This is a genomic window from Pseudomonas sp. GL_090, assembly GCF_057837765.1.
Genome location: NZ_CM174452.1, coordinates 1,759,948 through 1,781,877, shown reverse-complemented (window position 1 = coordinate 1,781,877; position 21,930 = coordinate 1,759,948). Strand labels below are relative to the sequence as shown.

At 60.0% G+C, this 21,930-nt stretch carries 23 protein-coding genes; all 23 read right to left on the bottom strand.

Features of this window, described 5'->3' with window-relative positions; all coding sequences use genetic code 11:
* Positions 1-12: 12 nt before the first annotated feature.
* Positions 13-459: a flagellar motor switch protein FliN gene (gene fliN, locus AC3ITA_RS07850; RefSeq protein WP_095944071.1), complete on the bottom strand. Its 447-nt coding sequence runs from the start codon at positions 457-459 to the stop codon at positions 13-15.
* Positions 460-525: 66 nt separating this feature from the next.
* Positions 526-1,494, bottom strand: coding sequence for a flagellar motor switch protein FliM (fliM, locus tag AC3ITA_RS07845; RefSeq protein WP_008052878.1), 969 nt, complete (start codon positions 1,492-1,494; stop codon positions 526-528).
* Between the two features lie 9 nt (positions 1,495-1,503).
* Positions 1,504-2,007, bottom strand: a complete 504-nt coding sequence (gene fliL, locus AC3ITA_RS07840; RefSeq protein WP_095944072.1) for a flagellar basal body-associated protein FliL — start codon at positions 2,005-2,007, stop codon at positions 1,504-1,506.
* A 181-nt stretch (positions 2,008-2,188) separates the two neighbouring features.
* On the bottom strand, positions 2,189-3,559 hold the full coding sequence (locus AC3ITA_RS07835; RefSeq protein WP_095944073.1) for a flagellar hook-length control protein FliK: 1,371 nt from the start codon (positions 3,557-3,559) through the stop codon (positions 2,189-2,191).
* A gap of 100 nt (positions 3,560-3,659) precedes the next feature.
* Complete coding sequence (locus AC3ITA_RS07830; protein WP_095944074.1) at positions 3,660-4,010, bottom strand: Hpt domain-containing protein; 351 nt, start codon at positions 4,008-4,010, stop codon at positions 3,660-3,662.
* Positions 4,011-4,040: 30 nt separating this feature from the next.
* Positions 4,041-5,747 carry an ATP-binding SpoIIE family protein phosphatase gene (locus AC3ITA_RS07825; protein ID WP_095944075.1) on the bottom strand — a complete coding sequence of 569 codons (1,707 nt, stop codon included), beginning with the start codon at positions 5,745-5,747 and terminating at the stop codon, positions 4,041-4,043.
* A gap of 5 nt (positions 5,748-5,752) precedes the next feature.
* A complete protein-coding gene (locus AC3ITA_RS07820; protein WP_095944076.1) occupies positions 5,753-6,052 on the bottom strand; it encodes an STAS domain-containing protein in 300 nt (99 codons plus the stop codon).
* 89 nt (positions 6,053-6,141) lie between these two features.
* Positions 6,142-6,591: a flagellar export protein FliJ gene (fliJ, locus tag AC3ITA_RS07815; protein WP_095944077.1), complete on the bottom strand. Its 450-nt coding sequence runs from the start codon at positions 6,589-6,591 to the stop codon at positions 6,142-6,144.
* A 6-nt stretch (positions 6,592-6,597) separates the two neighbouring features.
* Entirely contained in the window at positions 6,598-7,956 is a 1,359-nt protein-coding gene (fliI, locus tag AC3ITA_RS07810; RefSeq protein WP_095944090.1) for a flagellar protein export ATPase FliI, read from the bottom strand.
* The gene (fliH, locus tag AC3ITA_RS07805; RefSeq protein WP_095944078.1) at positions 7,946-8,743 is read right to left on the bottom strand and encodes a flagellar assembly protein FliH; all 798 of its coding nucleotides are present in this window, start codon (positions 8,741-8,743) and stop codon (positions 7,946-7,948) included. The genes fliI and fliH overlap by 11 nt, the downstream gene beginning before the upstream one ends.
* A 4-nt stretch (positions 8,744-8,747) precedes the next feature.
* Positions 8,748-9,767 (bottom strand): flagellar motor switch protein FliG, encoded by a 1,020-nt coding sequence (gene fliG, locus AC3ITA_RS07800; protein WP_007983391.1) that lies wholly within the window; start codon positions 9,765-9,767, stop codon positions 8,748-8,750.
* The gene (gene fliF / locus AC3ITA_RS07795; protein ID WP_489279928.1) at positions 9,760-11,547 is read right to left on the bottom strand and encodes a flagellar basal-body MS-ring/collar protein FliF; all 1,788 of its coding nucleotides are present in this window, start codon (positions 11,545-11,547) and stop codon (positions 9,760-9,762) included. Before fliF ends, fliG begins: the two co-directional genes overlap by 8 nt.
* A gap of 16 nt (positions 11,548-11,563) precedes the next feature.
* Positions 11,564-11,890, bottom strand: coding sequence for a flagellar hook-basal body complex protein FliE (gene fliE / locus AC3ITA_RS07790; RefSeq protein WP_008052868.1), 327 nt, complete (start codon positions 11,888-11,890; stop codon positions 11,564-11,566).
* Between the two features lie 233 nt (positions 11,891-12,123).
* On the bottom strand, positions 12,124-13,497 hold the full coding sequence (locus tag AC3ITA_RS07785) for a sigma-54-dependent transcriptional regulator (RefSeq protein ID WP_095944080.1): 1,374 nt from the start codon (positions 13,495-13,497) through the stop codon (positions 12,124-12,126).
* Between the two features lie 5 nt (positions 13,498-13,502).
* A complete protein-coding gene (locus AC3ITA_RS07780) occupies positions 13,503-14,696 on the bottom strand; it encodes a sensor histidine kinase (RefSeq protein ID WP_172435352.1) in 1,194 nt (397 codons plus the stop codon).
* A 128-nt stretch (positions 14,697-14,824) separates the two neighbouring features.
* Entirely contained in the window at positions 14,825-16,300 is a 1,476-nt protein-coding gene (locus tag AC3ITA_RS07775) for a sigma-54 dependent transcriptional regulator (protein ID WP_095944082.1), read from the bottom strand.
* Between the two features lie 172 nt (positions 16,301-16,472).
* A complete protein-coding gene (gene fliT / locus AC3ITA_RS07770) occupies positions 16,473-16,769 on the bottom strand; it encodes a flagellar protein FliT (RefSeq protein WP_095944083.1) in 297 nt (98 codons plus the stop codon).
* Between the two features lie 10 nt (positions 16,770-16,779).
* Positions 16,780-17,175, bottom strand: coding sequence for a flagellar export chaperone FliS (fliS, locus tag AC3ITA_RS07765; RefSeq protein WP_095944084.1), 396 nt, complete (start codon positions 17,173-17,175; stop codon positions 16,780-16,782).
* 130 nt (positions 17,176-17,305) lie between these two features.
* The gene (fliD, locus tag AC3ITA_RS07760) at positions 17,306-18,748 is read right to left on the bottom strand and encodes a flagellar filament capping protein FliD (protein ID WP_095944085.1); all 1,443 of its coding nucleotides are present in this window, start codon (positions 18,746-18,748) and stop codon (positions 17,306-17,308) included.
* 82 nt (positions 18,749-18,830) lie between these two features.
* A complete protein-coding gene (locus AC3ITA_RS07755) occupies positions 18,831-19,196 on the bottom strand; it encodes a flagellar protein FlaG (RefSeq protein ID WP_095944091.1) in 366 nt (121 codons plus the stop codon).
* 71 nt (positions 19,197-19,267) lie between these two features.
* Complete coding sequence (locus tag AC3ITA_RS07750; protein WP_008052859.1) at positions 19,268-20,113, bottom strand: flagellin domain-containing protein; 846 nt, start codon at positions 20,111-20,113, stop codon at positions 19,268-19,270.
* A 255-nt stretch (positions 20,114-20,368) separates the two neighbouring features.
* A complete protein-coding gene (locus AC3ITA_RS07745) occupies positions 20,369-20,638 on the bottom strand; it encodes a hypothetical protein (RefSeq protein WP_095944086.1) in 270 nt (89 codons plus the stop codon).
* A complete protein-coding gene (locus AC3ITA_RS07740) occupies positions 20,635-21,927 on the bottom strand; it encodes a motility associated factor glycosyltransferase family protein (RefSeq protein ID WP_095944087.1) in 1,293 nt (430 codons plus the stop codon). The genes AC3ITA_RS07745 and AC3ITA_RS07740 overlap by 4 nt, the downstream gene beginning before the upstream one ends.
* Positions 21,928-21,930 lie beyond the last annotated feature (3 nt).

The window sequence follows — 21,930 nt, the reverse complement described above, 5'->3', positions numbered from 1 at the left end:
AACACTTTTCACTCAGCGCAGCTTCTTGATGCGTTCGCTTGGGCTGATCACGTCCGTCAGGCGGATGCCGAACTTCTCGTTGACCACCACCACTTCGCCATGGGCGATGAGCGTGCCGTTGACCAGCACGTCCAGCGGTTCGCCGGCCAGGCGATCGAGCTCGATCACCGAACCCTGGTTCAGTTGCAGCAGGTTGCGAATGTTGATGTCGGTGCTGCCCACTTCCATGGAGATCGACACCGGGATATCGAGGATCACGTCCAGGTTCGGGCCTTCCAGGCTCACCGGATCGTTGTTTTTCGGCACGCTGCCGAACTCTTCCATCGGCAGGCGGTTGGACGCGGAGTTGCCGGAATCGGCGGCCAGCAAGGCGTCGATATCGGCCTGCCCGGCATCACCGGTTTCTTCCAGGGCTGCTGCCCACTCATCGGCCAGAGCCTGATCGTCTTGCGTACTCATAGTGTCAGTGTCCTCGGCGAGCAAAAATTCAGAATTCGGTTAATCGCGAATGGGTACGAGCGCCGTTCAACGGCGCTCGATCGGCTCGATCACTTGCAACGCCAGGTTGCCCTTGTGCGAACCCATCTTGACCTTGAAGGCCGGCACGCCATTGGCGCGCATGATCATTTCTTCCGGCATGTCGACCGGGATCACATCCCCCGGCTGCATGTGCAGGATGTCGCGCAGGCGCAACTGACGACGAGCCACCGTCGCACCGATCGGCACGTCGACGTCCAGCACGTCCTGGCGCAGGGCATTGACCCAGCGCTCGTCCTGGTCGTCGAGGTCCGACTGGAAGCCGGCGTCGAGCATTTCGCGCACCGGCTCGATCATCGAGTACGGCATGGTCACGTGCAGGTCACCGCCACCGCCATCGAGTTCGATGTGGAAGGTCGACACCACGATGGCTTCGCTCGGGCCGACGATGTTGGCCATGGCCGGGTTCACTTCCGAGTTGATGTACTCGAAATTGACTTCCATGATCGCCTGCCAGGCTTCCTTCAAGTCGACGAAGGCCTGCTCCAGCACCATGCGCACCACACGCAGTTCAGTGGGGGTGAATTCACGCCCTTCGATCTTGGCGTGCCGGCCGTCGCCACCGAAGAAGTTGTCCACCAGCTTGAACACCAGTTTGGCGTCGAGGATGAACAGCGCGGTGCCACGCAGGGGTTTGATCTTGACCAGGTTGAGGCTGGTCGGCACGTACAGCGAGTGCACGTATTCGCCGAACTTCATCACCTGCACACCACCAACCGCCACGTCCGCCGAGCGACGCAGCATGTTGAACATGCTGATGCGGGTATAGCGGGCGAAACGCTCGTTGATCATTTCCAGGGTCGGCATGCGTCCACGGACGATGCGATCCTGGCTGGTCAGGTCATAGCTTTTGACGGCGCCGGGTTCGGCAGCGTTCTCGGTCTGTACCAGACCATCGTCGACGCCATGCAACAGCGCGTCGATCTCATCCTGGGACAGCAGGTCCTGCACGGCCATGTCGTGTTCCTACTGCAGTACGAAATTAGTGAAAAGCAACTGTTCGATCACCACTTTGCCGAGCTCTTTCTGCGCCACTTCCTGGACGCTGGCGGTGGCTTTCTGCCGCAGCATTTCCTGGCCGACCGGCGAGGCGAGGGTCGCAAAATCCTGCCCGGAGAACAGCATGACCAGGTTATTGCGGATCACCGGCATGTGGACCTTGAGCGCCTCCAGATCCGCCTGATTGCGCGCGAGCATGGTGATGCTCACTTGCATGTAGCGCTGGCGACCGTTCTGGTTGAAGTTGGCCACGAAAGCCGGCGCCATCGACTCGAAAATCGCTGGCTGCTTGCCGATCGGAGCGGTTTCAGCCACGGCGGCGGCAGGTTTGCTCTGAGCGCTGTGCATGAAGTACCAGGTCGCGCCCACGGACACACCGATCGCCAGCAGCAGGGCCACCACGATCAAGATAATCAGCTTGAGTTTGCCTTTGGTTGCGGGGTCTTTTACTGCTGCGTCGCTCTTCGCCATGCCAATAATCCGTCACTAATCGGGTTTTCACAGTCGCACGGCAAGGCAAGAGCAAGTGTTATGCCATGTAGGAGCGAGCCTGCTCGCGAAGAATTCAAGAACGGCGCGTTTAGCCAGCAAGCACGCGTTATCGTTAATGATCATCGCGAGCAAGCTCGCTCCTACAGAGGGGGGCGTTTGATCAGGCGTAGTAATCGACCGCGCTGGAGCCGATCACGCGGGTGGTATTGGCCGCCGCTTCAGCGATGCCCGGGGTCATGTCGTCATCCATTGAATCAAGGCGACCGCCGCTGGTACTGGCCCGACCGCTGTGGCTTTGCCCGGCTTGTTCCTGCCCTTGCTGCGAACCACGGGACTGGTCCGAAACATTGACATCGACCTGCCCCATGCCCTGCTGCGCGAACATGTCGCGCAAGCGATGGACCTGCCCATCCAGCGCCTCTCGGACACCCGGATGCGCACTCATGAACGTGACTTGGGTCTGTTGATCGGGAACCATGTTCACCCGAATATCCAGACGCCCGAGTTCAGCGGGCTGCAACTGGATGTCCGCCGCCTTGAGATTGGCGCTCGACAGGTACATGACCCGGTTCACCACCTCTTCGGTCCAGCCGCTCTGATGCATGGCGATCGGTTGGTTCACCGGCAAGGCATTGGCGGTCTTCGGTGTGGCCGCCTGGGTCAGCGCTGCCAGACGGTTGGCGAAATCATCGACACGGGTGTCGCTGCTGGCGGACTTGAGATCCTTCAGGCCGTCATCGATCAGGCCGCTGAAAGCCTTGGCGTCGCCCTGGCTGGTGCCGTTCTTGTCGCCCTGAACATCCAGCATGGTTGCCATGCCCGCGGCAAAGTTTTGCGCCGACGTCAGCTCCCCGTCAGCCTGGGCTTGCGCCTGTGCCGGTGCAGCCTTGGGCTGCGCCTGGCTGGAAGCCGATACGTGACCGCCCTGCTCCATCGCCAGGCGTACCGCCGGCAATGCGTCGAGCGGATCGGTCGAGGGATCGAAATCGCCGTCGGCAGTGGCCGGCGCCGGAGCGATTGCAGCCGTAGCGGTAACTGCGGCGCCAACCGACACTTCAACGGCAGGTTGCACGGTGTCGGCCACGACGGGCGCTACCGGTGCCGGTGTCGGATCGACTGGCTGAAGGACTTGCTGCGTTGAAGGATCAAGCGCCGGATCGAGCGGCAGGGCATCGACGACCTGAACCTGGCCGGCATCTGACGCTTCATCGTCGGCGGCCTTGTCGTCAACCTGCACTGAAGGGTCGGCAGGCAAGGATTTGCCGCCATCGGCAACCACCGGTTCCTCGGCGGCAGACTTGTCGTCACCAGCATCTTTTTTTCCGGAAACATCGCGGGCTTTGTCGCTACCCGGCCTGACCGAGGCATCCGCCAACGCCTTGGACTTGCTCTGGGCCTCGCTGGCGTAGACATGAGCGAAGCTTGCGGCCTTGCCCCCGGGCTCAGCGGTCAGTGCCACAGGACTGGCGGAGCCGGCCTGAGTCTTGGCCTGCCTGAAGGCCTGAAGCAGAATATCGGGGGTAACGGGCATGAAACGGTCTCCGCTGCACGGGGCTCGTAAGTACAGTTAGATAAGTTGACTGCAAAGGTCGAGCCAGTTTCACTCGAAGAAGACCAAATGCAGCGTGTGCTCAGATTTTCGCCGGGCAACGCTGTCGTTCAGCTTCGTACAGAGGCCGGATACCGGCGAACTCGCGATCGATTTCGCCGACCAGTTCCTGAACGGCGGGGCGTGGCAAGCTTCTGGCCTGCTGCTCAAGCTGGTGGCATAGCTCGGTCAGCCTGAGGGCGCCCATATTGCTGCTGCTGCCCTTGAAGCTATGGGCGGTTGCAACGAGCAATGCGGCGCTGTCTGCCGCTCTCAAGACTTTCAGGCGCTCTTCGGAGTCAGCAAGAAAGATATCCAGCAGATCCGGATAGCCCTCCTCCATCACTTCCTGCAATGCACTCAGCACGTCGCGATCCACATGTGTGTCGTCCACTTGCTCACTCCTTGATCAAGAATGCGCGGATTATGCCAGAGCCTCCCAGATAAACTCCACGCGTGCACTTCGACCATCGTCGGTCCAGCGGGCATTACGCCCCAACTGGCGGATCAGACTGACCCCGCGTCCCGACAGGCGGATGTCTTCCAAAGGTCTTGCCATCACCCGCTCGACATCGAAACCCTTGCCACTGTCTTCAACGTGAATGGTCAGGCAACCGCCATCGTCCGTTGGCGTCACCTGCAAACTTAACCGTACATAGCCTTCGCGCAGCTCGTCCAGCCGGGTATTGCGCTCCTGATAATACCGCGCAAACCCCGAGGCATCGCGCTTGAGGCCCGAATCCAGCCCCAGCACGCCATGCTCCAGCGCATTGGAATAGAGCTCCGCCAGCACACTGTAGAGCGCACCGCTCTGAGCCCGAAGACCATGGACCTCAAGCAACAACTGCAACAGGTAGGGCAACGGGTTGAAGCGCTTGAGCGTGGCGGCGCGAAACTCGAAACTTACCGACCAGTCCAGCGGGCAGGACTGGCCGCTGTCGGAGTAGACCAACGCCGGCGGGCTGATCTGCGCCGACTCCAGCAGGCTGACTTCGACCATGCTGACATCGTCACGCGTTTCTCCGCCGAAATGACGCAACGCCTGCTCGATCTCTTCGAACAGCGCATCCGGATGTCGATTGGTGGCAAATACCTGCTGCAATCGCTGTACGCCAAACAACTGATCATTGGCGTCGCAGGTATCGATCACCCCATCGGACAGGAGAAACACCCGATCCCCGAGGGCCATGGGATACATGTCGGTACGCTCATCGAAGGATTCCGGGCTCAGCACCCCTAAAGGCAGGTGCCGCGCCGGCAGAGGCGTGCGCTCGCCACTGGCAATGCGATGCAGGTAACCGTCGGGCATGCCGCCGTTCCAGACCTCCACCGAACGGCGCTGAAAACTCAGGCACAGCAACGTGGCACAGCAGAACATGTCCACCGGCAGGATGCGCTTGAGCTTGGCATTCATCTCGCGCAGGGTTTCCGCCAGGCCATAGCCCTTGGCGGTCATGCCGTAGAAAACTTCGGCCAGGGGCATGGCGCCTACCGCCGCTGGCAAACCGTGGCCGGTGAAGTCGCCCAGCAGCACGTGCATGTCTCCGGCCGGAGTGAACGCGGCCAGCAACAGGTCGCCGTTGAACAGCGCATAGGGCGATTGCAGATAACGGATATTCGGTGCGCCATTCAGACAGCCGGAGTGCGCCACCTTGTCGAAAACGGCCTTGGCCACGCGCTGCTCGTTGAGCAAATAGTCGTGGTGCCGGGCGATCTGGTCACGCTGTTGCAGCACGGTGTCCTGCAAGCGCCGCAAGCGATCCATCGCCTTGATCTTGGCGGCGAGAATCACTTGGTTGTAGGGCTTTGCCAGAAAGTCGTCACCGCCGACTTCCAGGCAGCGGGCCAAGGCTTCGTTTTCGGACAACGACGTGAGGAAGATGATCGGCACCAGGGTTTCACCGGCCATGGCCTTGATTTGCCGGGCCGCCTCGAAGCCGTCCATGACCGGCATCATCGCATCCATCAACACCAGGTGCGGGTGTTGCTGGCCAAACACCTCGACCGCTTCGACGCCGTTGGCCGCTGTCAGTACCTCGTGCCCCTGGCGGCGCAGGATACTCGACAACAGCAGGCGATCAGCGGCGCTGTCCTCGGCAATCAGGATCGTCAGCGGCTCCAGTGGCTGCATGGCAATCAACTGATGTCGAACAGTTTGTCGAAGTTGGAGATGGCGAGGATTTTGCGCACATCGGTGCTGCTGTTGACGACGCGCACATCGGAGTCGTCGCCACCGGCGTGATCGCGCAACAGCAGCAGCATCCCCAGGGCCGAACTGTCGAGGTAAGTGGCGTCTTTCAGGTCGACCACGACCGCTGATAGCTCTCTATCTTCGTAGGACTTACGAAATTCCTGATGCTTGGCGAAATCGAATCGTCCCCTGATCGAGATCGTCAGTCTTTGTCCATCCTCGGACACTTCTGTAATCACCGACATTTCATGGCTTCCTTGTCTTTATAAAACGTTTAGAAGGTTTAGCATCAGGTGTCGATAGGGGCAAGCCTGCGCGTTTTTTGAAAGCACGCTCAATAGGGGTTCTCGCGCGGCAAGCGCTGGGACAATTCATCCAGCAGCTTCTGTTCGCGCCGGTCTTCAAGCGCCCGCGCTTCATCGGCGTAGCGCTGAACCAGCTTGCGCAAGCCTTCAACCCGGGCAAACGCCTGCTGCCAGGTTTCCCGGGCCTTGTTCAAGTTGTTCTGATGCCAGGCCAGGCTTTGCCGCTGCTGGTCGATGGCCGTGCCCAGTTGCGCGAGAAAGCCCTGATAGCCCAGCAACCACTGGCCCGAGACACCGCTGCTGCCGCGTACGATCCATTGTTCCTGATAGTCGAGACGGAAGGCTTCGAGGTCGGCGAGTTTGCTTTGTGCCAGGCGAACCTGCCCTTGAAAGTGCCCCAGACGCTGGACCGCGGTTTTCTCGGCCTTTTCGGCCATTTCCACCACCGGCGCCAGCCTTCCTGCCCGACTCAGGGCCATGACCGCTTAACCGCCTGCCGCGGGCGCGAAGATCGAGGCCAGATACGCCTCGCTTTCGCCCAGGCTGATGCTGTCGTTGAGGCCCTGGCGCAGGTATTTGACCAATTGCGGTTGCAGGGAAATCGCCAGATCGGTCTCGCGATCTCCTCCGGCGACATAGGCGCCGACACTGATCAGGTCGCGGCTCTGCTGATAGCGTGACCACAGTTGCTTGAAATACTGCGCACGGGTCATGTGTTCCGGCGACACCACCGCCGGCATTACCCGGCTGATGGACGCCTCGATATCAATGGCCGGGTAATGCCCTTCCTCGGCCAGGCGCCGGGACAGCACGATGTGCCCGTCGAGCACGCCCCGCGCCGAGTCGGCAATCGGATCCTGCTGGTCATCGCCTTCGGACAGCACGGTGTAGAACGCGGTGATCGAACCACCGCCCTTCTCCGCGTTGCCGGCCCGCTCCACCAGTTTCGGCAGCTTGGCGAACACCGACGGCGGATAACCCTTGGTCGCCGGCGGCTCGCCGATGGCCAGGGCGATTTCCCGCTGGGCCTGGGCGAAACGGGTCAGCGAATCCATGAGCAACAGAACGTTCTTGCCCTTGTCGCGGAAATATTCGGCGATGCGCGTGCAATACATCGCCGCGCGCAGGCGCATCAGCGGCGCATCGTCCGCCGGGGACGCCACCACCACTGAACGCTTGAGCCCTTCTTCACCGAGGATGTGCTCGATGAATTCTTTAACTTCGCGACCCCGCTCACCGATCAACCCGACGACGATGATGTCGGCCTCGGTGAAGCGGGTCATCATGCCCAACAGCACGGATTTACCGACACCGGTACCGGCGAACAGCCCAAGCCGCTGACCGCGCCCGACCGTCAACATGCCGTTAATGCACCGGATGCCCACGTCCAGCGGTTCGCTGATCGGTTCGCGCTTGAGCGGGTTGATGGTCGGGCCATCCATCGGCACCCAGTCTTCGGCCTTCATCCCGCCCTTGCCGTCCAGCGCGCGACCGGCGCCATCGAGCACCCGCCCGAGCATGCTCATGCCCATCGGCAAACGCCCGGTATCGGACAAGGGAACAACGCGGGCGCCAGGGGCAATACCAGCGACGCTGCCAACCGGCATCAGAAAGACCTTGCTGCCGGAGAAGCCCATCACTTCGGCTTCGACCTGCACCGGGTGATAACTGTCGTCGTTGATAACCATGCAGCGGCTGCCCATGGCGGCGCGCAGGCCTTCGGCTTCGAGGGTCAGGCCGACCATGCGCAGCAGGCGGCCCTCAAGGATCGGCGCACCGGCAAGCGTAGTCGCCTCGGCGTAACTGCCCAGGCGCTTGGCGAAGCTGGTGCGCTCAAGGCGCATCAGGTGCATCCGGCTCTGGCGCGGCCGCAGGTTGGCTGTGGATCGGCAGTTCCAGGCTCAGGTCCGGCGCGGCCGGGTGCAAGGCCTGCTCGTGCAACTGATCGAACAGCTTGTCCATTACCCGCGCGATACGGGTTTCGACCGTGGCGTCGATGCGGCTGTGTTCTGTCTCGACCCGGCAACCGCCAGGCAACAACGATTCGTCCTCGACGATGCGCCACGTTTCCTCATGGCGTTCGCGCAGGGCTTTGACCTGTGCGAAGTCCTGCGGATTGATATACAGCCGCACATTGCCCACGCCCAACGGCAAGAGCTTGAGGGCTTCGCGCATGACGTGTTCGATCTGCGTCGAGTCGATGGCCAGTTCACGCTGAATCACTTGTCTGGTGATGTGCTGCACGAGGTCGACCAGGGACTTTTCAATCTGGGTGTCCTGCTCGGCGATGGGCTCGAACAGGTGCGCCATCAACTGCTCCAACCCGGCAAGCTTCGGCGTCAGTGCCTGTTCGGCTTCCTGACGGACCTTGAGCGTGGTGCTGTGGAAACCTTCCTTCTCACCCACCGCGAAACCTTCGTTGTAAGCTTCCTGGCGAATGCTTTCGAGTTCTTCGAGGGTCAGTGGCTGGACTTCCTCCAGCGGCACGTCCTCCATTTCCGGCGGCTCGGGTTCCGGTGTTGGTTCCGGCTCGGGTTCCGGCGGGTCGAAGCTGGGCAGTGCCCAGGACTCGAAGCCACCGACATCCCTGGCCCGGATCAGGTCAGTGGGTGCATCATCATTCTTGACCATGGTGTTAGATCATTTCCTCGCCGCCTTTGCCGCCGAGAACGATTTCTCCGGCTTCGGCCATACGGCGGGCGATGGTGAGGATTTCCTTCTGCGCGGTTTCCACATCGCTGACGCGCACCGGGCCCTTGGCTTCCAGGTCGTCGCGCAACAGTTCGGCCGCACGCTTGGACATGTTCTTGAAAATCTTCTCCTTGACGCCTTCGTCCGACCCCTTGAGGGCCAGTACCAGCACATCGGAGGAGACTTCGCGCAACAGCGCCTGGATCCCGCGGTCGTCGACATCGGCCAGGTTGTTGAACACGAACATGAGGTCTTCGATCTGACCCGACAGGTCTTCGTCGACTTCGCGGATCGAGTCCATGAGCTGGCCTTCGATCGAGCTGTCGAGGAAGTTCATGATGTCCGCCGCGCGCTTGATGCCACCCAGGGTGGTGCGCGAGGCATTGGAGTTGCCCGAGAACTGCTTCTCGAGAATCTGATTGAGCTCTTTCAAGGCCGCGGGCTGCACGGTGTTCAGCGAGGACACCCGCAGGATGATGTCGAGCCGCACCTTGTGGTCGAAGTTGCCGAGCACTTCACCGGCCTGGTCCGGATCGAGATACGCCACCACGATCGCCTGGATCTGCGGGTGCTCGTAACGGATCACGTCGGCGACGGCGCGCGGCTCCATCCACTTCAGGCTGTCGAGGCCACTGGTGTTGCCACCGAGCAGGATGCGGTCGATCAGGCCGTTGGCCTTGTCTTCGCCCAGGGCCTGGGTGAGCATCTTGCGCACATAGTCGTCGGAGCCGACGCCCAGGCTGGTCTGGTCGCCGACGATATCGACGAACTCGCTCATCACCTGCTCGACCTGCTCGCGGTGCACATTACCCATCTGGGCCATGGCCACGCCCACGCGCTGAACCTCTTTGGGGCCCATGTGGCGCAGCACCTGGGCAGCATCGGTGGAACCCAGGGACAGCAACAGGATTGCGGCTTTGTCGACCTTGGACAGTTTGGCGGCAACGGCTCGGTTATCACTCATCTGCGTTAATCCACTCTTTCACGACCTGGGCCACACGACCCGGATCTTCTGCCACCAGACTCTTGATTGCGTTCAACTGAGCGTCATAGCCTTCGCTCGGGCTCGGCAACAGGATGCTGGTCGGGCCACCGAGGTTGACACGGTCGTTGGCCAGTTCGCCGTCCAGACCGCCCATGCCACCCAACTCGACATCGCTACCCAAGCCAACAAGCTGCTTGCCCTTGCCACCGCCGGTGATGTTGTTGAGCACCGGACGCAGTACACCGAACACCAGCACCAGGATGAACAGCACGCCCAGCACTTGCTTGACGATGTCCCAGAACCAGGGCTGGGAGTAGAACGGAATTTCGGCAATCGCTTCACCGCGCTCGGCGGAGAACGGCATGTTGATCACGCTGACACTGTCGCCACGGCTGGCATCGAAGCCGACTGCGTCCTGCACCAGACGCGTGAAGCGCGCCAATTCATCGGCGGTCCACGGCGCACGGCTGGTTTCACCGTTGGCCGGGTTGATCTTGACCTGATCATCGACCACCACCGACACCGACAGGCGATTCAACCGGCCCTGTTGCTGCCTGGTGTGGCTGATGGAGCGGTCGAGTTCGAAGTTCTTGGTCGATTGTTGACGCTTGTCCGCCGGGTACGGTGCGAGCATCGGCTGACCGGTGGCCGGGTCCATGATTTGCTGGCCGTTGGCATCAACCAGTGGCTGACCCGGCTGCACCATGCCGGCTGCCCCCGGAGTGCCGCCGGTGGTTTGCGGCGCGGAGGCCGGTGCTGGCGGCTGGTTGCTCAGGGCACCCGGTACGCCTTGCGGGCCATTGCTGGCGGTACGCTGTTCGTTGACCGACTGTTCGCTGCGCAACGCCGGTTGATCCGGGTTGAATTGCTCGGAAGTCGATTCGACCGCACTGAAATCCACGTCGGCCGAGACTTCGGCCTTGTAACGGTCGTTGCCCAACACCGGCTGCAAGATGTTGTGCACGCGCTGGGTGAGCATGCTTTCCATCCGGCGGCTGTAGTCGAACTGCTTGCCGGCCATGGTCAGTTCGGAGTTTTCCGCCTGATCGGAGAGCAGGTTGCCCTTCTGGTCGACCACGGTGATCTGCGACTTGCTGAGTTCGGGAACGCTGGTCGCCACCAGGTTGATGATGGCCACGACCTGGCCGGGTTCCAGGGAACGACCGGAATAGAGCTCAACCAGAACCGAAGCGCTCGGCTTGCGCTCGTCGCGCACGAACACCGAGCTTTTCGGGATTGCCAGGTGCACGCGGGCACCCTTGACGTTGTTCAGGCTGGAAATGGTGCGTGCCAGTTCGCCTTCGAGGCCGCGACGATAACGGGTCGCCTCCATGAACTGGCTGGTGCCCAGCCCCTGTTCCTTATCGAGGATTTCAAAGCCGATGTTGCCGTCGCTGGGAGTGACACCAGCGCCCGCGAGCTTGAGCCGGGCACGGGACAGGTCATCGGCCTTGACCAGCAAGGCACCTGAATTGGGTTCGACGGTGTACGGGATATCGGCGGAGGCCAGGGTATCCATGACCTGCTTGGCGTCCATGCCGGCAAGGCTGCCGTACAGAGGCCGGTAGTCCGGTTGCTGGGACCACAACACCACGGCAAAACCAATCGCCACGCTCGCTGCCAGGCCGACCAACAGGCCCACCTGACGCAACATGGTCATCTCGGAGAGGTTTTCCAGGAAGGACAACCCGAACAGCGGCGGTTTGCCGTCTATTGAAGTGGCCTTGGCCGGAACGTTATCGGCGACTGCATCTGCCATGACTCAATCTCGTCCTTTAAACCGGCATCTGCATGATGTCTTGGTAGGCCTGAACCACTTTGTTGCGCACCTGGGTCAACGCCTGGAACGACACGCTGGCCTTCTGCGAGGAAATCATCACGTCCGTGAGATCGACGCCGCTTTTGCCGATTTCGAACGCACTGGCCAACTGCGTGGAAGCCTGCTGGGTGTCGTTCACTTTATTGATGGCCTGACCGAACATGTCGGAAAAGCTGCTGCCCGTCATTTCAGGGACGGCAGTGGATTTCGGCGCAGACATGGCATCCATTTGCATGGCGCGCATATCCAGCATCAACCGATTGAATTCAATACCTTGGCTCATGGTCTCTCTCTTTGACGACCCGCATTTTTTTGACACTCACTCGACGGGTAGTGAGGTGTTAGCAACAAGGGTGCCAGCTCCATGGCTTGTTTCACAAAAGCCCTTCCTTACGCCCCCCTCCTGTAGGAGCGAGCCTGCTCGCGATGAACCCGAGAACACCGCGGGGTGTCAGGTTCCCAGCGTTATCGTTGGCGACCATCGCGAGCAGGCTCGCTCCTACAGGGGGGAAGGCATCAGGTGGCGAACAAAAAGGCTTCCACATCCATGCCGGCATCGCGCATCTGCGCCAGCTTGTAACGCAGGGTTCGCGGGCTGATGCCCAGGCGCTCGGCCGCCTCTTTGCGACGACCGCGCTCGGCGCGCAGGGTATCGATGATCATCTGAAATTCACGGCGACGCAGATCATCGCCCAGCGCACCGGCCGACTCGGACTCGACTTCCACGGGACGCGCCAACGTCGGCAGTGGTGCGCAAGCCACCGGCCCGGTCAGGCAGAAATCCTGCGGCTGGATCAAGCCACCCTGCTGCAGGATCAGCGCACGCTGAATCGCGTTGTCCAGTTCACGCACGTTGCCGGGCCACGGATAACCGATCAGGCACGCTTGGGCCTCGGGGGACAATCTGGCAGCCGCATGCTTCATTTTATTGACGTGCCTGGCCAGCAGGCGCTCGGCCAGCGGCAGGATGTCGGCGGTGCGCTCGCGCAACGGGCGCCAGGCCAGGGGAAACACCGACAGACGATAGTAAAGATCCTCGCGGAAGCGCCCCGCCGCCACTTCACCCGCGAGGTCGCGATTGGTGGTGGCGACCACACGAATGTCCAATGTGATCGGTTTGCGCGCCCCAACCCTTTCGACCTCGCGCTCTTGCAGCACGCGCAGCAATTTGGCCTGGAGCCCCAGGGGCATTTCGGAAATTTCGTCGAGCAGAATGGTGCCGCCGTCGGCCTGCTCGAACTTGCCGGCTTGCGCGGCAATGGCGCCGGTGAAGGAACCCTTCTCGTGCCCGAACAAGGTCGCTTCGAGCATGTTGTCCGGAATCGCCGCGCAGTTGATCGCAATGAACGGCTGATTGGCGCGATGAGAATGCTGGTGGATGTAGCGCGCCAGCACTTCCTTGCCCGTGCCCGACTCACCCGAGATCAACACCGTGGAATCGCTGCGCGCGACCCGCGCTGCCAATTCGAGCAGCTGCGCGCTCGCCGGCTCGAATGCTATCGGCCCTTCGCCCTCGGCCAGGCCGAGATTGCCCAGGGCATGACGCCCCACCAGATCGAGCAATGCCTTGGGCTCGAATGGCTTGACCAGATAGTCCGCCGCCCCCTGGCGCATCGCATCGACCGCACGCTCGACCGCACCGTGGGCGGTCATCAGCAACACCGGCAACTGCGGCTGCCGCGCTCGCAGCAGGCCCAGCAACTGGTGGCCGTCCATGCCCGGCATGTTGACGTCGCTGATTACCAGGTTGAAGGCCTCTTCGCCGACGGCAAGCAACGCCTCCTCTGCCGAACCCACCGCCTTGTAATCGTGCCCCGCGAGCAACAGCGTATCGGCCAATGCCTCGCGCAGCGCGCGGTCGTCCTCGACCAACAGAACCTTGATACCCATCTGTGTCACTCCGCTCCTTGAGCGCTGCTGAACAACGGCAGGATCACCTGCGCGCAGGTGCCGCGACCAAGCCGCGAACGCAACTGCAATTCTCCCTGATGAGCACGAGCCACTGCCTTGACCACGGTCAGGCCAAGACCTGTTCCGGTAGTCTTGGTGGTAAAAAATGGCTCACCCAATCGCGCCAGAACGGCGGCATCGATACCGCAGCCACTGTCGCTCACGCACAGGCGCAGGTTGCTGCCGCGGGTATAGAGGTGAATCTTGAGACGCAATTGACCGGCACTGGCCTGAATGGCGTTCTCGATCAGATTGAGGATCGCGCCGACCAGGGTGTCGCGATTGCACAGCAACGCACCCGAGTGACTATCGCACTGCCAGCGGATCGGCAGATCCTGTACATGGGTCAGCGCCGCCGCTTGCAACGATTGCATCAATTGACCGGGGGTTACGCGATCGGTCAGCGGCAACTCACCACGGGCGAAGACCAACATGTCGCGCACCTGATGTTCCAGTTCGTGCAGGCGCTCCTTGAGGCGCCCGGCAAAGCGCTGCTGGGTGGCGACCGGCAGCTCTTGCTCGGTCAAATGACTGGCATACAGCAACGCGGCGGACAACGGCGTGCGTATCTGATGAGCCAACGAAGCAACCATGCGCCCCAGTGACGACAGCCGCTCATGACGAGCCAGTTGATCCTGCAGGTGGCGGGTTTCGGTCAGGTCGTTGAGCAACACCAACTGGCCTGGCTCGGCGTCCAGCGAGCGCGTGGCGATCGACAGGCGCCGACCATCCTTGAGGGAGACTTCATGGCCATCGTCTTCGCGCGGCGCAAAACAGCGGGCAATGACGTGGCGCCACAATTCACCTTCCAGCGGCAGTCCCAGCAACTCGCACGCCGCCGGATTGGCTTCGCGCACGATGCCCTGGGCGTCAATGACGATGACACCGCCGGGTAACAGATCGAGGAGGTTTTGCAGGCGGTTGGCCAGGCGTTCTTTTTCCGCCAGTTCCTGCATGCGCTGGGCGCTGACCACCGCCAATTCACCCTTGAGCTCGGTGACCCGGGCTTCAAGCATGCTGTAGGAATCGGTCAACTGACTGGACATCTGATTGAACAGCGCGAATGCCTGCTCAAGGCCAAGCCGGCTCGCCTGCTCTACGGACGACGGTTGCCGCGAAGCATCAGGGACAGGAGACATCTGGGCGGCTTGGGGCATCGTGCTCTCTCGCTTGGCTGACCGTCAGTTAAACGGAACGTTGCGAGGGACTTAGCAATACCCGTGCCTAAAAAAAACTGCTTATAAATGAATGGATTGGAAAACAGGCGTCAATCATCCGCCTGTTCGTCTCCATCACGACGGCTCATGCCGTACTTGCGCATCTTTTCCACCAGCGTGGTACGACGGATGCGCAGGCGCTCGGCAGCGCGGGCCACAATGCCGTTGGCATCATCCAGCGCCTGCTGGATCAGCCCCTGCTCCAGACCACCGAGGTAGTCCTTCAGGTCCAGGCCTTCCGGCGGCAGCATGGCATTGGCGGTGAAGTCCTGGGTATGGCCGTTGATGGCCACGCGCTCTTCCAGATCGCTGCGCAGGCTGTCGACCATTTGCTCGTCTTCATCGTCGACGTAGCGGAATTTCTTCGGCAACTCGACCACGCCGATCACGCCGTATGGATGCATGATCGCCATGCGCTCCACCAGGTTGGCCAGTTCGCGGACGTTGCCCGGCCAGGCATGGCGGCACAGCGACATGATCGCCGCCGAGTTGAAACGGATCGAACCGCGCTTCTCGTGCTCCATGCGCGAGATCAGTTCGTTCATCAGCAGCGGAATGTCTTCGACGCGCTCACGCAGCGGCGCCATCTCGATCGGGAACACATTCAGGCGGTAGTACAGGTCTTCGCGGAAGGTGCCGATCTCGATCATGCTTTCGAGATTCTTGTGGGTCGCCGCAATGATGCGCACGTCGACGCTCTGGGTCTTGTTGCTGCCCACGCGCTCGAAGGTGCGCTCCTGCAACACGCGCAGCAACTTGACCTGCATCGGCAGCGGCATGTCGCCGATTTCATCGAGGAACAGGGTGCCGCCGTTGGCCAGTTCGAATCGACCGGCGCGGCTGGTGATCGCCCCGGTGAAGGCGCCCTTCTCATGGCCGAACAATTCGCTTTCCAGCAACTCGGCCGGGATCGCACCGCAGTTGACCGGCACGAACGGCGCTTCGCGGCGCTTGGAATGGTAATGCAGGTTGCGCGCAACCACTTCCTTGCCGGTGCCGGACTCACCGAGGATCAGCACACTGGCATCGGTGTCGGCGACTTGCTGCATCATCTGGCGGACGTGTTGAATCGCCCGGCTGGTACCGACAAGGCTGCGGAAAAGATTGGGTTCGCGATGGCGACCGCGCTCGCGGGCCTGGTCGTACATCTCGCGATAGACCTGGGCACGGTGCAGCGAATCGAGCAATTTGCTGTAGCTGGGCGGCATTTCGAGGGTCGAAAGCACTCGCCGACGCTGGTCTTCGGGCAGGTCAATGGAAGAATTATCGCCCATTAACAAAACCGGAAGGAACTCATCCCATGTCGAGAGTGTCTTAAGCAAACCCAGAAGTGCACCAGGAGCGTTGACCGTCCCGATGAGGACGCAGATCACTTCACGACTTGACGACAAAGAGCCGACAGCCTGCTGCCAGTCATGGCTACCGCAGGGTAAATTTTCTTCGCCGAGAAAATTTAAAATCACCGCCAGGTCGCGGCGGCGGACGCTATCGTCATCGATCAGCAGAATTTTGGTTTCACGCCACATGCAATAGCAACTTCCCTAGTCAACTCAATGCCCAAAATGCTGGGGCAAGCTAAACGCTTGCAGGCCTGATATGCCTGAAGACGACTGAAATCTGGAACCAGCCACTAGTTAAGTCAAAAAACCGTGCACAGTCAAATTTATGGCGCACATGTCTGGATTAACCTGGGTTTAATTAACCAAACAGATGGTAAACCTTTGCCGCGTTTTGTGCTTGGTGGATCTGCGACATCTCATCGACTATCGCCTGCCTCGCTCCCGTTGCCGCCTCAAGTAGCTGCTTGTAGACCCCCAGCAACTCCTCAAGATTATCGCGCAACGCCGCCTCGTCCACCGAAGGTTCACTCAAGACGTCTTCCATGCAGGAACGGCAAGCCTGGTCCAACTCCCCGATAGCTTCCCAGTTACGCTCGGCCAGAGCGCCTACAAGACCTTCCCGGGTTTGTTCGATTCGCTGCAATACAAGACTCATGGTGATCTCCTTAAAACTGAGGACCTGGCGTGCCGATGGCATCCCAGCCGTCCTTGACCGTGTTCAGCAGGTCAGCGACTTCGTCGAGGATCTTTGAATCGGTATTGACGTTGGCTTGCGCCAGACGTTTCATCATGTAAGCGTAGAGACTGTCCAGCTCGCCCACCGACTCAGCCTTGTTATCCAGATCCAGACCTTCACGCAGACCACCGATAATGCCGATGGCCTTGCTGATGAACACACCCTTGTTCGGGATGTCTTTGCGTTCGATCGCACCTTTGGCCTGGGCAATTCGATCCAGGCCTCCCTCCATCAGCATTTGCACCAGACGATGAGGGCTGGCTTCGGAAGTCTGGGCCTGAGCGCCAATCTTCTGATATTGGCGAAGGGCTAACATTGGATTCATGTTGTACCTCATCTGAATTCTTTGGTTCGTATAACCAGCATATCGACGACGCGTCAAAAAACTTTAGATGCAAATGCAAAAAGCCCGGAACGCCGAAAACGTCGCCGGGCTTTTGGCGTTTACCGCGTTATCAGCTGTTCTTCTGCTGCGCCGAGATCGCTTCGAACATCGAAGTAATGTTGCTGGCAGTGGCCTTCAGCTTTCCGACCAGGGTGTCCATGTCGTTGTACTTTTTGGTCAACACGGCAGTCAGCGTTTCAACCCGACGATCCAGCGCGACCTGTTGGTTGGACAGATTGGTCTTGGCCTTGGCCAGGTTGGTCGAGCGCGCATCCAGGATGCCGTCCTTGCCGGTGACGGTATAAGGCGTGATGGCATCGTTCATACGATCCAGCAAGCCTTTGGAGGCGGCACCGGTTGCTGCCGGGTCGCCCAGGAACAGCTTCTGAACCTCACCACCGAGCTGCTGCGCACCCATGGCGGTTGTAAACTTGGCACTGTCAAAATCCAGCGCACCGGTCTTCTGGTTGGTGGTAATACCCAACTGCGACAGAACCGTGAGTTTGTCACCCGCACCCGTCGTGGCCAGAGGCTCACGAATCGACGCCAGAATACCGCGCGCCAGAGGGTCACCGGTCAACGCTGCCGCAACGGTCGGTTTGCCGTCGTCATCCAGAGTTGGCTTGGTCAAGGCATTCACGCTGGTCACGACCTGGTTGTAAGCATCCACGAACGTCTGAATGGATTTTTTCAAGCCATCGCTGTTCGGGCCCACTGTTACCGTTGTGGTTGCATTACCACCGGCGACCAGATTAAGGGTCAAGCCGGAGATCGCCTTATCGACCGTGTTGCTCTTGCTGGTCAGCGCGAGGCCATCCACGCTGAAGCTCGCATCCATCGCGAACTCACCGATGGCACCGGCCGAGGTCGCCGTCGGCGGCGTGTCCATTTTCTGGCCAGCGGTGATTTCCAGGCCTGCAATACCACTGAGGGTGATATCGGAACCGGCACCGGTCGTCGTCGAACCCATCACCAGACGCGAACCGTACTGGTCGGTCACGATGTTGGCGCTGAAGCCGTTGGCGCCCTGCTGGGTGTTGATCGCATCACGCACCGATTGCAACGTTGCGCCCGCCGGAATGGTCACGGGACGGCTGACGCCATTTTGCGTGATATTCAGCGTACCTTCAGGAATAGAGCTGGTGACGCCACCAACAAAAGCGGCAGTCGCCACTTTGGAGGAGGTCGCAAGGTTGGTGACCTTGATCGAATACGTACCGTTGACGGCCGTATTGCTGGCTACCGCTGTCAGCACTTTTGGATCGGCGGACGTCGCAGTGAAACCCAGGAATTGCGGATTTTTGGTATCGCCCAGATTCTTGATCGCCGCCTGAAAGTTCGCCAGGACACTTTTGAGGCTACCAATCGCGGAGATCTGCGAAGTGTTGGTAGCCGTCTGACGAGTGATCTGATTCTGTTTGGCGGCCTTATCGGCATCCACCAATGCTTTGACGATGGCGGTGGTATCGAGGCCAGAGCCTAAACCCAGACCCGGTAGAATTGGACTTGCCATGTTGAGCTCCCTTCAGTGTGTCGCCGGCCTTTTGACCACTACAACGCCCAAAAGAACATAGCAACAAAATTCGTGCCAGCTGTCAGACTTTTGCGCTGAACAACAGGCTGCTTGCATCATTCAAACTGTTTGCCAGTTTCAGGACTTCTTCGTTGGGGATCTGGCGGACCACCTCACCGGAGTCGCCGGCAATTACCTTGACCACTACTTTGCCTGAAGGCTCATCAATCGAAAACTCCAAGTTACGCTTGACCGACTGTACGAACTTTTCGATTTCCTCAACGGCCATCTTCAGTTTTTCCTGTTCGGTTTTTGCGCTTTTACTTTCTTCCTTGACGGCTACCACTTGCGCAGTTTCCGCTCGAGGCTTCTGCGCAGGCTTGTCGGCAACAGTCGTCGCCTGCTGTGCCGCAGGATAAGACAAGTTCAGCTTGACGCTCATATCCATGTCCATCACCTCTCAAAGTGAAAAAGCGAGAGAGCACGCAAGCGCACTCCCCCGCCAAAACTCATCGGCTATTACTGAAGCAGTTTCAGTACAGCGGATGGCAGTTGGTTGGCCTGGGCCAGAACTGCGGTGGAAGCTTGTTGCAGAGTCTGCTGCTTGGTCAGCTGTGCAGTTTCAGCAGCGAAGTCGGTATCTTGTACGCGGCTCAGTGCAGCGCTGGCGTTTTCGTTGATGTTCTGCAGGTTGGAGATGGTGGTCGAGAAACGGTTCTGAGCAGCACCCAGGTCAGCGCGAGTGGCGTTGATGTTTGCCAGGGCAGCATCGATTGCCGAGATCGAAGCATCAACGTTGGTGTGGTTGGTAGCGTTGTCCACACCAGAGATGACCAGACCGGTCATGCCCAGGGCGCTGGCGTCGAAGCTGGTCGACAGGGTCAGAGTGATCTGGTTGTCGGAAGTTGTGTTCGAACCTACCTGGAACTCCATCGCACCAGCAGTACCGTCGATCAGAGCCTTACCGTTCAGGTTGGTCGATTGAGCGATACGGGTCAATTCAGCAACGGACTGTTGGAATTCTTTGTCCAGAGCGGTACGGTCAGCAGTACCGTTCGAGTCGTTTCGCGATTGCAGCGAGATTTCACGCATACGTTGCAGAATGTTGCTCGACTCTTGCAGAGCGCCTTCAGCGGTCTGAGCGATCGAAACACCGTCGTTGGCGTTTTTGATAGCCATGGTCTGACCACGGATTTGCGAAGTCATGCGGGTAGCGATCTGCAGGCCAGCGGCGTCGTCTTTAGCGCTGTTGATTTTCAGGCCGGAGGACAGACGGGACATCGAGGTCGACAGTGCGTCGGACGCACGGTTCAGGTTCTTCTGAACACCCAGGGAAGTAGTGTTGGTGTTTACTGTTAAAGCCATGACGAATTCCTCGTTGGTTGGGTACTACGGCTTCCGGCCCTGGCAACCGCCCGGTATGGCCTAGAGAACCTTCGTAATAGTTATCGTCGCCAACGCAGGTTGCTTTAGCAGAATTTCGAAAATTTTTGCCATCAGGTGGCCACCCCCCCGTAAATCAAGGTCTTGGCGACCGCTCGACAGCGAATAAATGGCGTCAGGAATTCGCCACTCACTCAGAACAATGCCCTCCTGACAGCCGCGACAGAGCAAAATTGTTCAAATGGACAGATTGTCAGTCACCACCTGTACCAGCTCGTATTCCAGATAGTCGGCCAACGCCAACCAATTCTGGGTTTCCTGGCATTGCAGCATCTGAGCAAGCACCTGCAACCACTGCTGCTGACTTTGCTGCGATGCCTTGTCGAATGACGGCTGTATATCAGTCACAAGATCGATCATCACGCCCTCGGCCTCCACGTCCCGCCCCAGGCGAAACAGGACGGCGCACTCGCGCGCCCTGACAACAAACGAATCGCTCATGCTCATACCGCCCACTCCGGATCAAACGCCGTTCCGGCAATCATCGCTCCTGCCCGGCTGGTGTTATGGAAACGCACCTGCGGATGCCTGGCGATGTAGCGCTCCAGTTCGCACAGATAACTGCGAAAGTTGAGCTGGGTCTTGATTCGCTGTCCATGGCCATCGAGCACCCAGTGTTTGGCTGCGACCAGTTGCGGCCCCAGATCACCGTCGCCCCAACCGGCATGGGTCTTGTCGCCAGGAAAAGCAAAGTCGGCGCCGAACAGAGTGATCTGCGCCGCACCCATTTTCACCGCCAGATCCACCGCCGGATGAATCACACTGCCACCGACATACAGTTCGCCGCGAGGCAGTTGCTGGCGAATCGCTTGATAGATCGGACTGGCCGAGTAAGCGGCGTAGCGCACGCCTTGCCAGTCCTCGAGCACCTGCGGATCAACCATGGGCATATAGATCAGCGCTATTGAAGCAGTGTCCGTCGGCGGCAGATGCCGGGCCGAAATGCGCTGATCGATGGTGACCACAAAGTCTGGACGAATGCCGTGTTCCAGCAACGGGCGATACGCCGTATCGACACAAATGAACAACGGCCGCTCGGCTTGCTCGCGAATGGCTCGCAGGCGCTCGAAGTGCAGCTCCAGGCTCGGCCCCGTGGCAATCACGAAAACATCGCGTCCAGTCTGCGAGCCAAACAGCTCAGCTACATCGCCATCACCCTGCAGCAGCGTCTTGCTGGCTTGCAGACGCTCGACGCATTCCGGTGATTGCGGGTCGAACTCGCGATTGTTGAAGCTCAGGTGGGTTTCGCTGATCAGCCGATCACGGATCTTGGCGTTGTAGTTGTCGGCCAATACCAACTCCGAGGGCAACGCGAAAAACGGCAGGCAGATTTCCGCAAGATCGCCGGCGTAATGCAATTCGATGCGCGGATCGTTGAGCCACGGCTGTTGATCGAGCAACTGCAGAACCAACGCAAACACCGCACCGTTGAGCAGATGCACGTGCAATTGCTTGAGCTGCGGACGCTGCAACAGTTCCAGTTGCAGATCGCCCAGCCCGGTGCCATAGACGTGCAGCACCCGACTGTTCTGCGCCAGGCTCGCCGCCTGGATTTGCGCCTCGCGCGTCCGGTCATGGCGGCTGGTCAGTTGAATGCCGTTGATGCTCAACGTCGAACCCAGCCCTTCCACCAGATCAGCCTGCAGCGATGACGGATCTTCCGCCAACAGGCGGGCAGCCACCAGAGGCCAGCGACGCTGGATAACGTCGGCATTCGATTGAAAAAACTCGCTCATGGC

Bases quoted from the DNA above. Each gene is read 5' to 3' on its own strand.
- fliG (WP_007983391.1), bottom strand. From the start codon at position 9,767: ATGAGTGATAACCGAGCCGTTGCCGCCAAACTGTCCAAGGTCGACAAA.
- AC3ITA_RS07755 (WP_095944091.1), bottom strand. From the start codon at position 19,196: ATGGATATGAGCGTCAAGCTGAACTTGTCTTATCCTGCGGCACAGCAG.
- AC3ITA_RS07820 (WP_095944076.1), bottom strand. From the start codon at position 6,052: ATGTCGGTGATTACAGAAGTGTCCGAGGATGGACAAAGACTGACGATC.
- fliS (WP_095944084.1), bottom strand. From the start codon at position 17,175: ATGAATCCAATGTTAGCCCTTCGCCAATATCAGAAGATTGGCGCTCAG.
- fliJ (WP_095944077.1), bottom strand. From the start codon at position 6,591: ATGGCCCTGAGTCGGGCAGGAAGGCTGGCGCCGGTGGTGGAAATGGCC.
- AC3ITA_RS07750 (WP_008052859.1), bottom strand. From the start codon at position 20,113: ATGGCTTTAACAGTAAACACCAACACTACTTCCCTGGGTGTTCAGAAG.
- fliE (WP_008052868.1), bottom strand. From the start codon at position 11,890: ATGAGCCAAGGTATTGAATTCAATCGGTTGATGCTGGATATGCGCGCC.
- AC3ITA_RS07775 (WP_095944082.1), bottom strand. From the start codon at position 16,300: ATGTGGCGTGAAACCAAAATTCTGCTGATCGATGACGATAGCGTCCGC.
- AC3ITA_RS07785 (WP_095944080.1), bottom strand. From the start codon at position 13,497: ATGGGTATCAAGGTTCTGTTGGTCGAGGACGACCGCGCGCTGCGCGAG.
- fliD (WP_095944085.1), bottom strand. From the start codon at position 18,748: ATGGCAAGTCCAATTCTACCGGGTCTGGGTTTAGGCTCTGGCCTCGAT.
- fliL (WP_095944072.1), bottom strand. From the start codon at position 2,007: ATGGCGAAGAGCGACGCAGCAGTAAAAGACCCCGCAACCAAAGGCAAA.
- fliI (WP_095944090.1), bottom strand. From the start codon at position 7,956: ATGCGCCTTGAGCGCACCAGCTTCGCCAAGCGCCTGGGCAGTTACGCC.
- fliF (WP_489279928.1), bottom strand. From the start codon at position 11,547: ATGGCAGATGCAGTCGCCGATAACGTTCCGGCCAAGGCCACTTCAATA.
- AC3ITA_RS07740 (WP_095944087.1), bottom strand. From the start codon at position 21,927: ATGAGCGAGTTTTTTCAATCGAATGCCGACGTTATCCAGCGTCGCTGG.
- AC3ITA_RS07825 (WP_095944075.1), bottom strand. From the start codon at position 5,747: ATGCAGCCACTGGAGCCGCTGACGATCCTGATTGCCGAGGACAGCGCC.
- AC3ITA_RS07835 (WP_095944073.1), bottom strand. From the start codon at position 3,559: ATGCCCGTTACCCCCGATATTCTGCTTCAGGCCTTCAGGCAGGCCAAG.
- fliT (WP_095944083.1), bottom strand. From the start codon at position 16,769: ATGAGTCTTGTATTGCAGCGAATCGAACAAACCCGGGAAGGTCTTGTA.
- AC3ITA_RS07780 (WP_172435352.1), bottom strand. From the start codon at position 14,696: ATGTCTCCTGTCCCTGATGCTTCGCGGCAACCGTCGTCCGTAGAGCAG.
- fliM (WP_008052878.1), bottom strand. From the start codon at position 1,494: ATGGCCGTGCAGGACCTGCTGTCCCAGGATGAGATCGACGCGCTGTTG.
- AC3ITA_RS07745 (WP_095944086.1), bottom strand. From the start codon at position 20,638: ATGAGCATGAGCGATTCGTTTGTTGTCAGGGCGCGCGAGTGCGCCGTC.
- fliN (WP_095944071.1), bottom strand. From the start codon at position 459: ATGAGTACGCAAGACGATCAGGCTCTGGCCGATGAGTGGGCAGCAGCC.
- fliH (WP_095944078.1), bottom strand. From the start codon at position 8,743: ATGGTCAAGAATGATGATGCACCCACTGACCTGATCCGGGCCAGGGAT.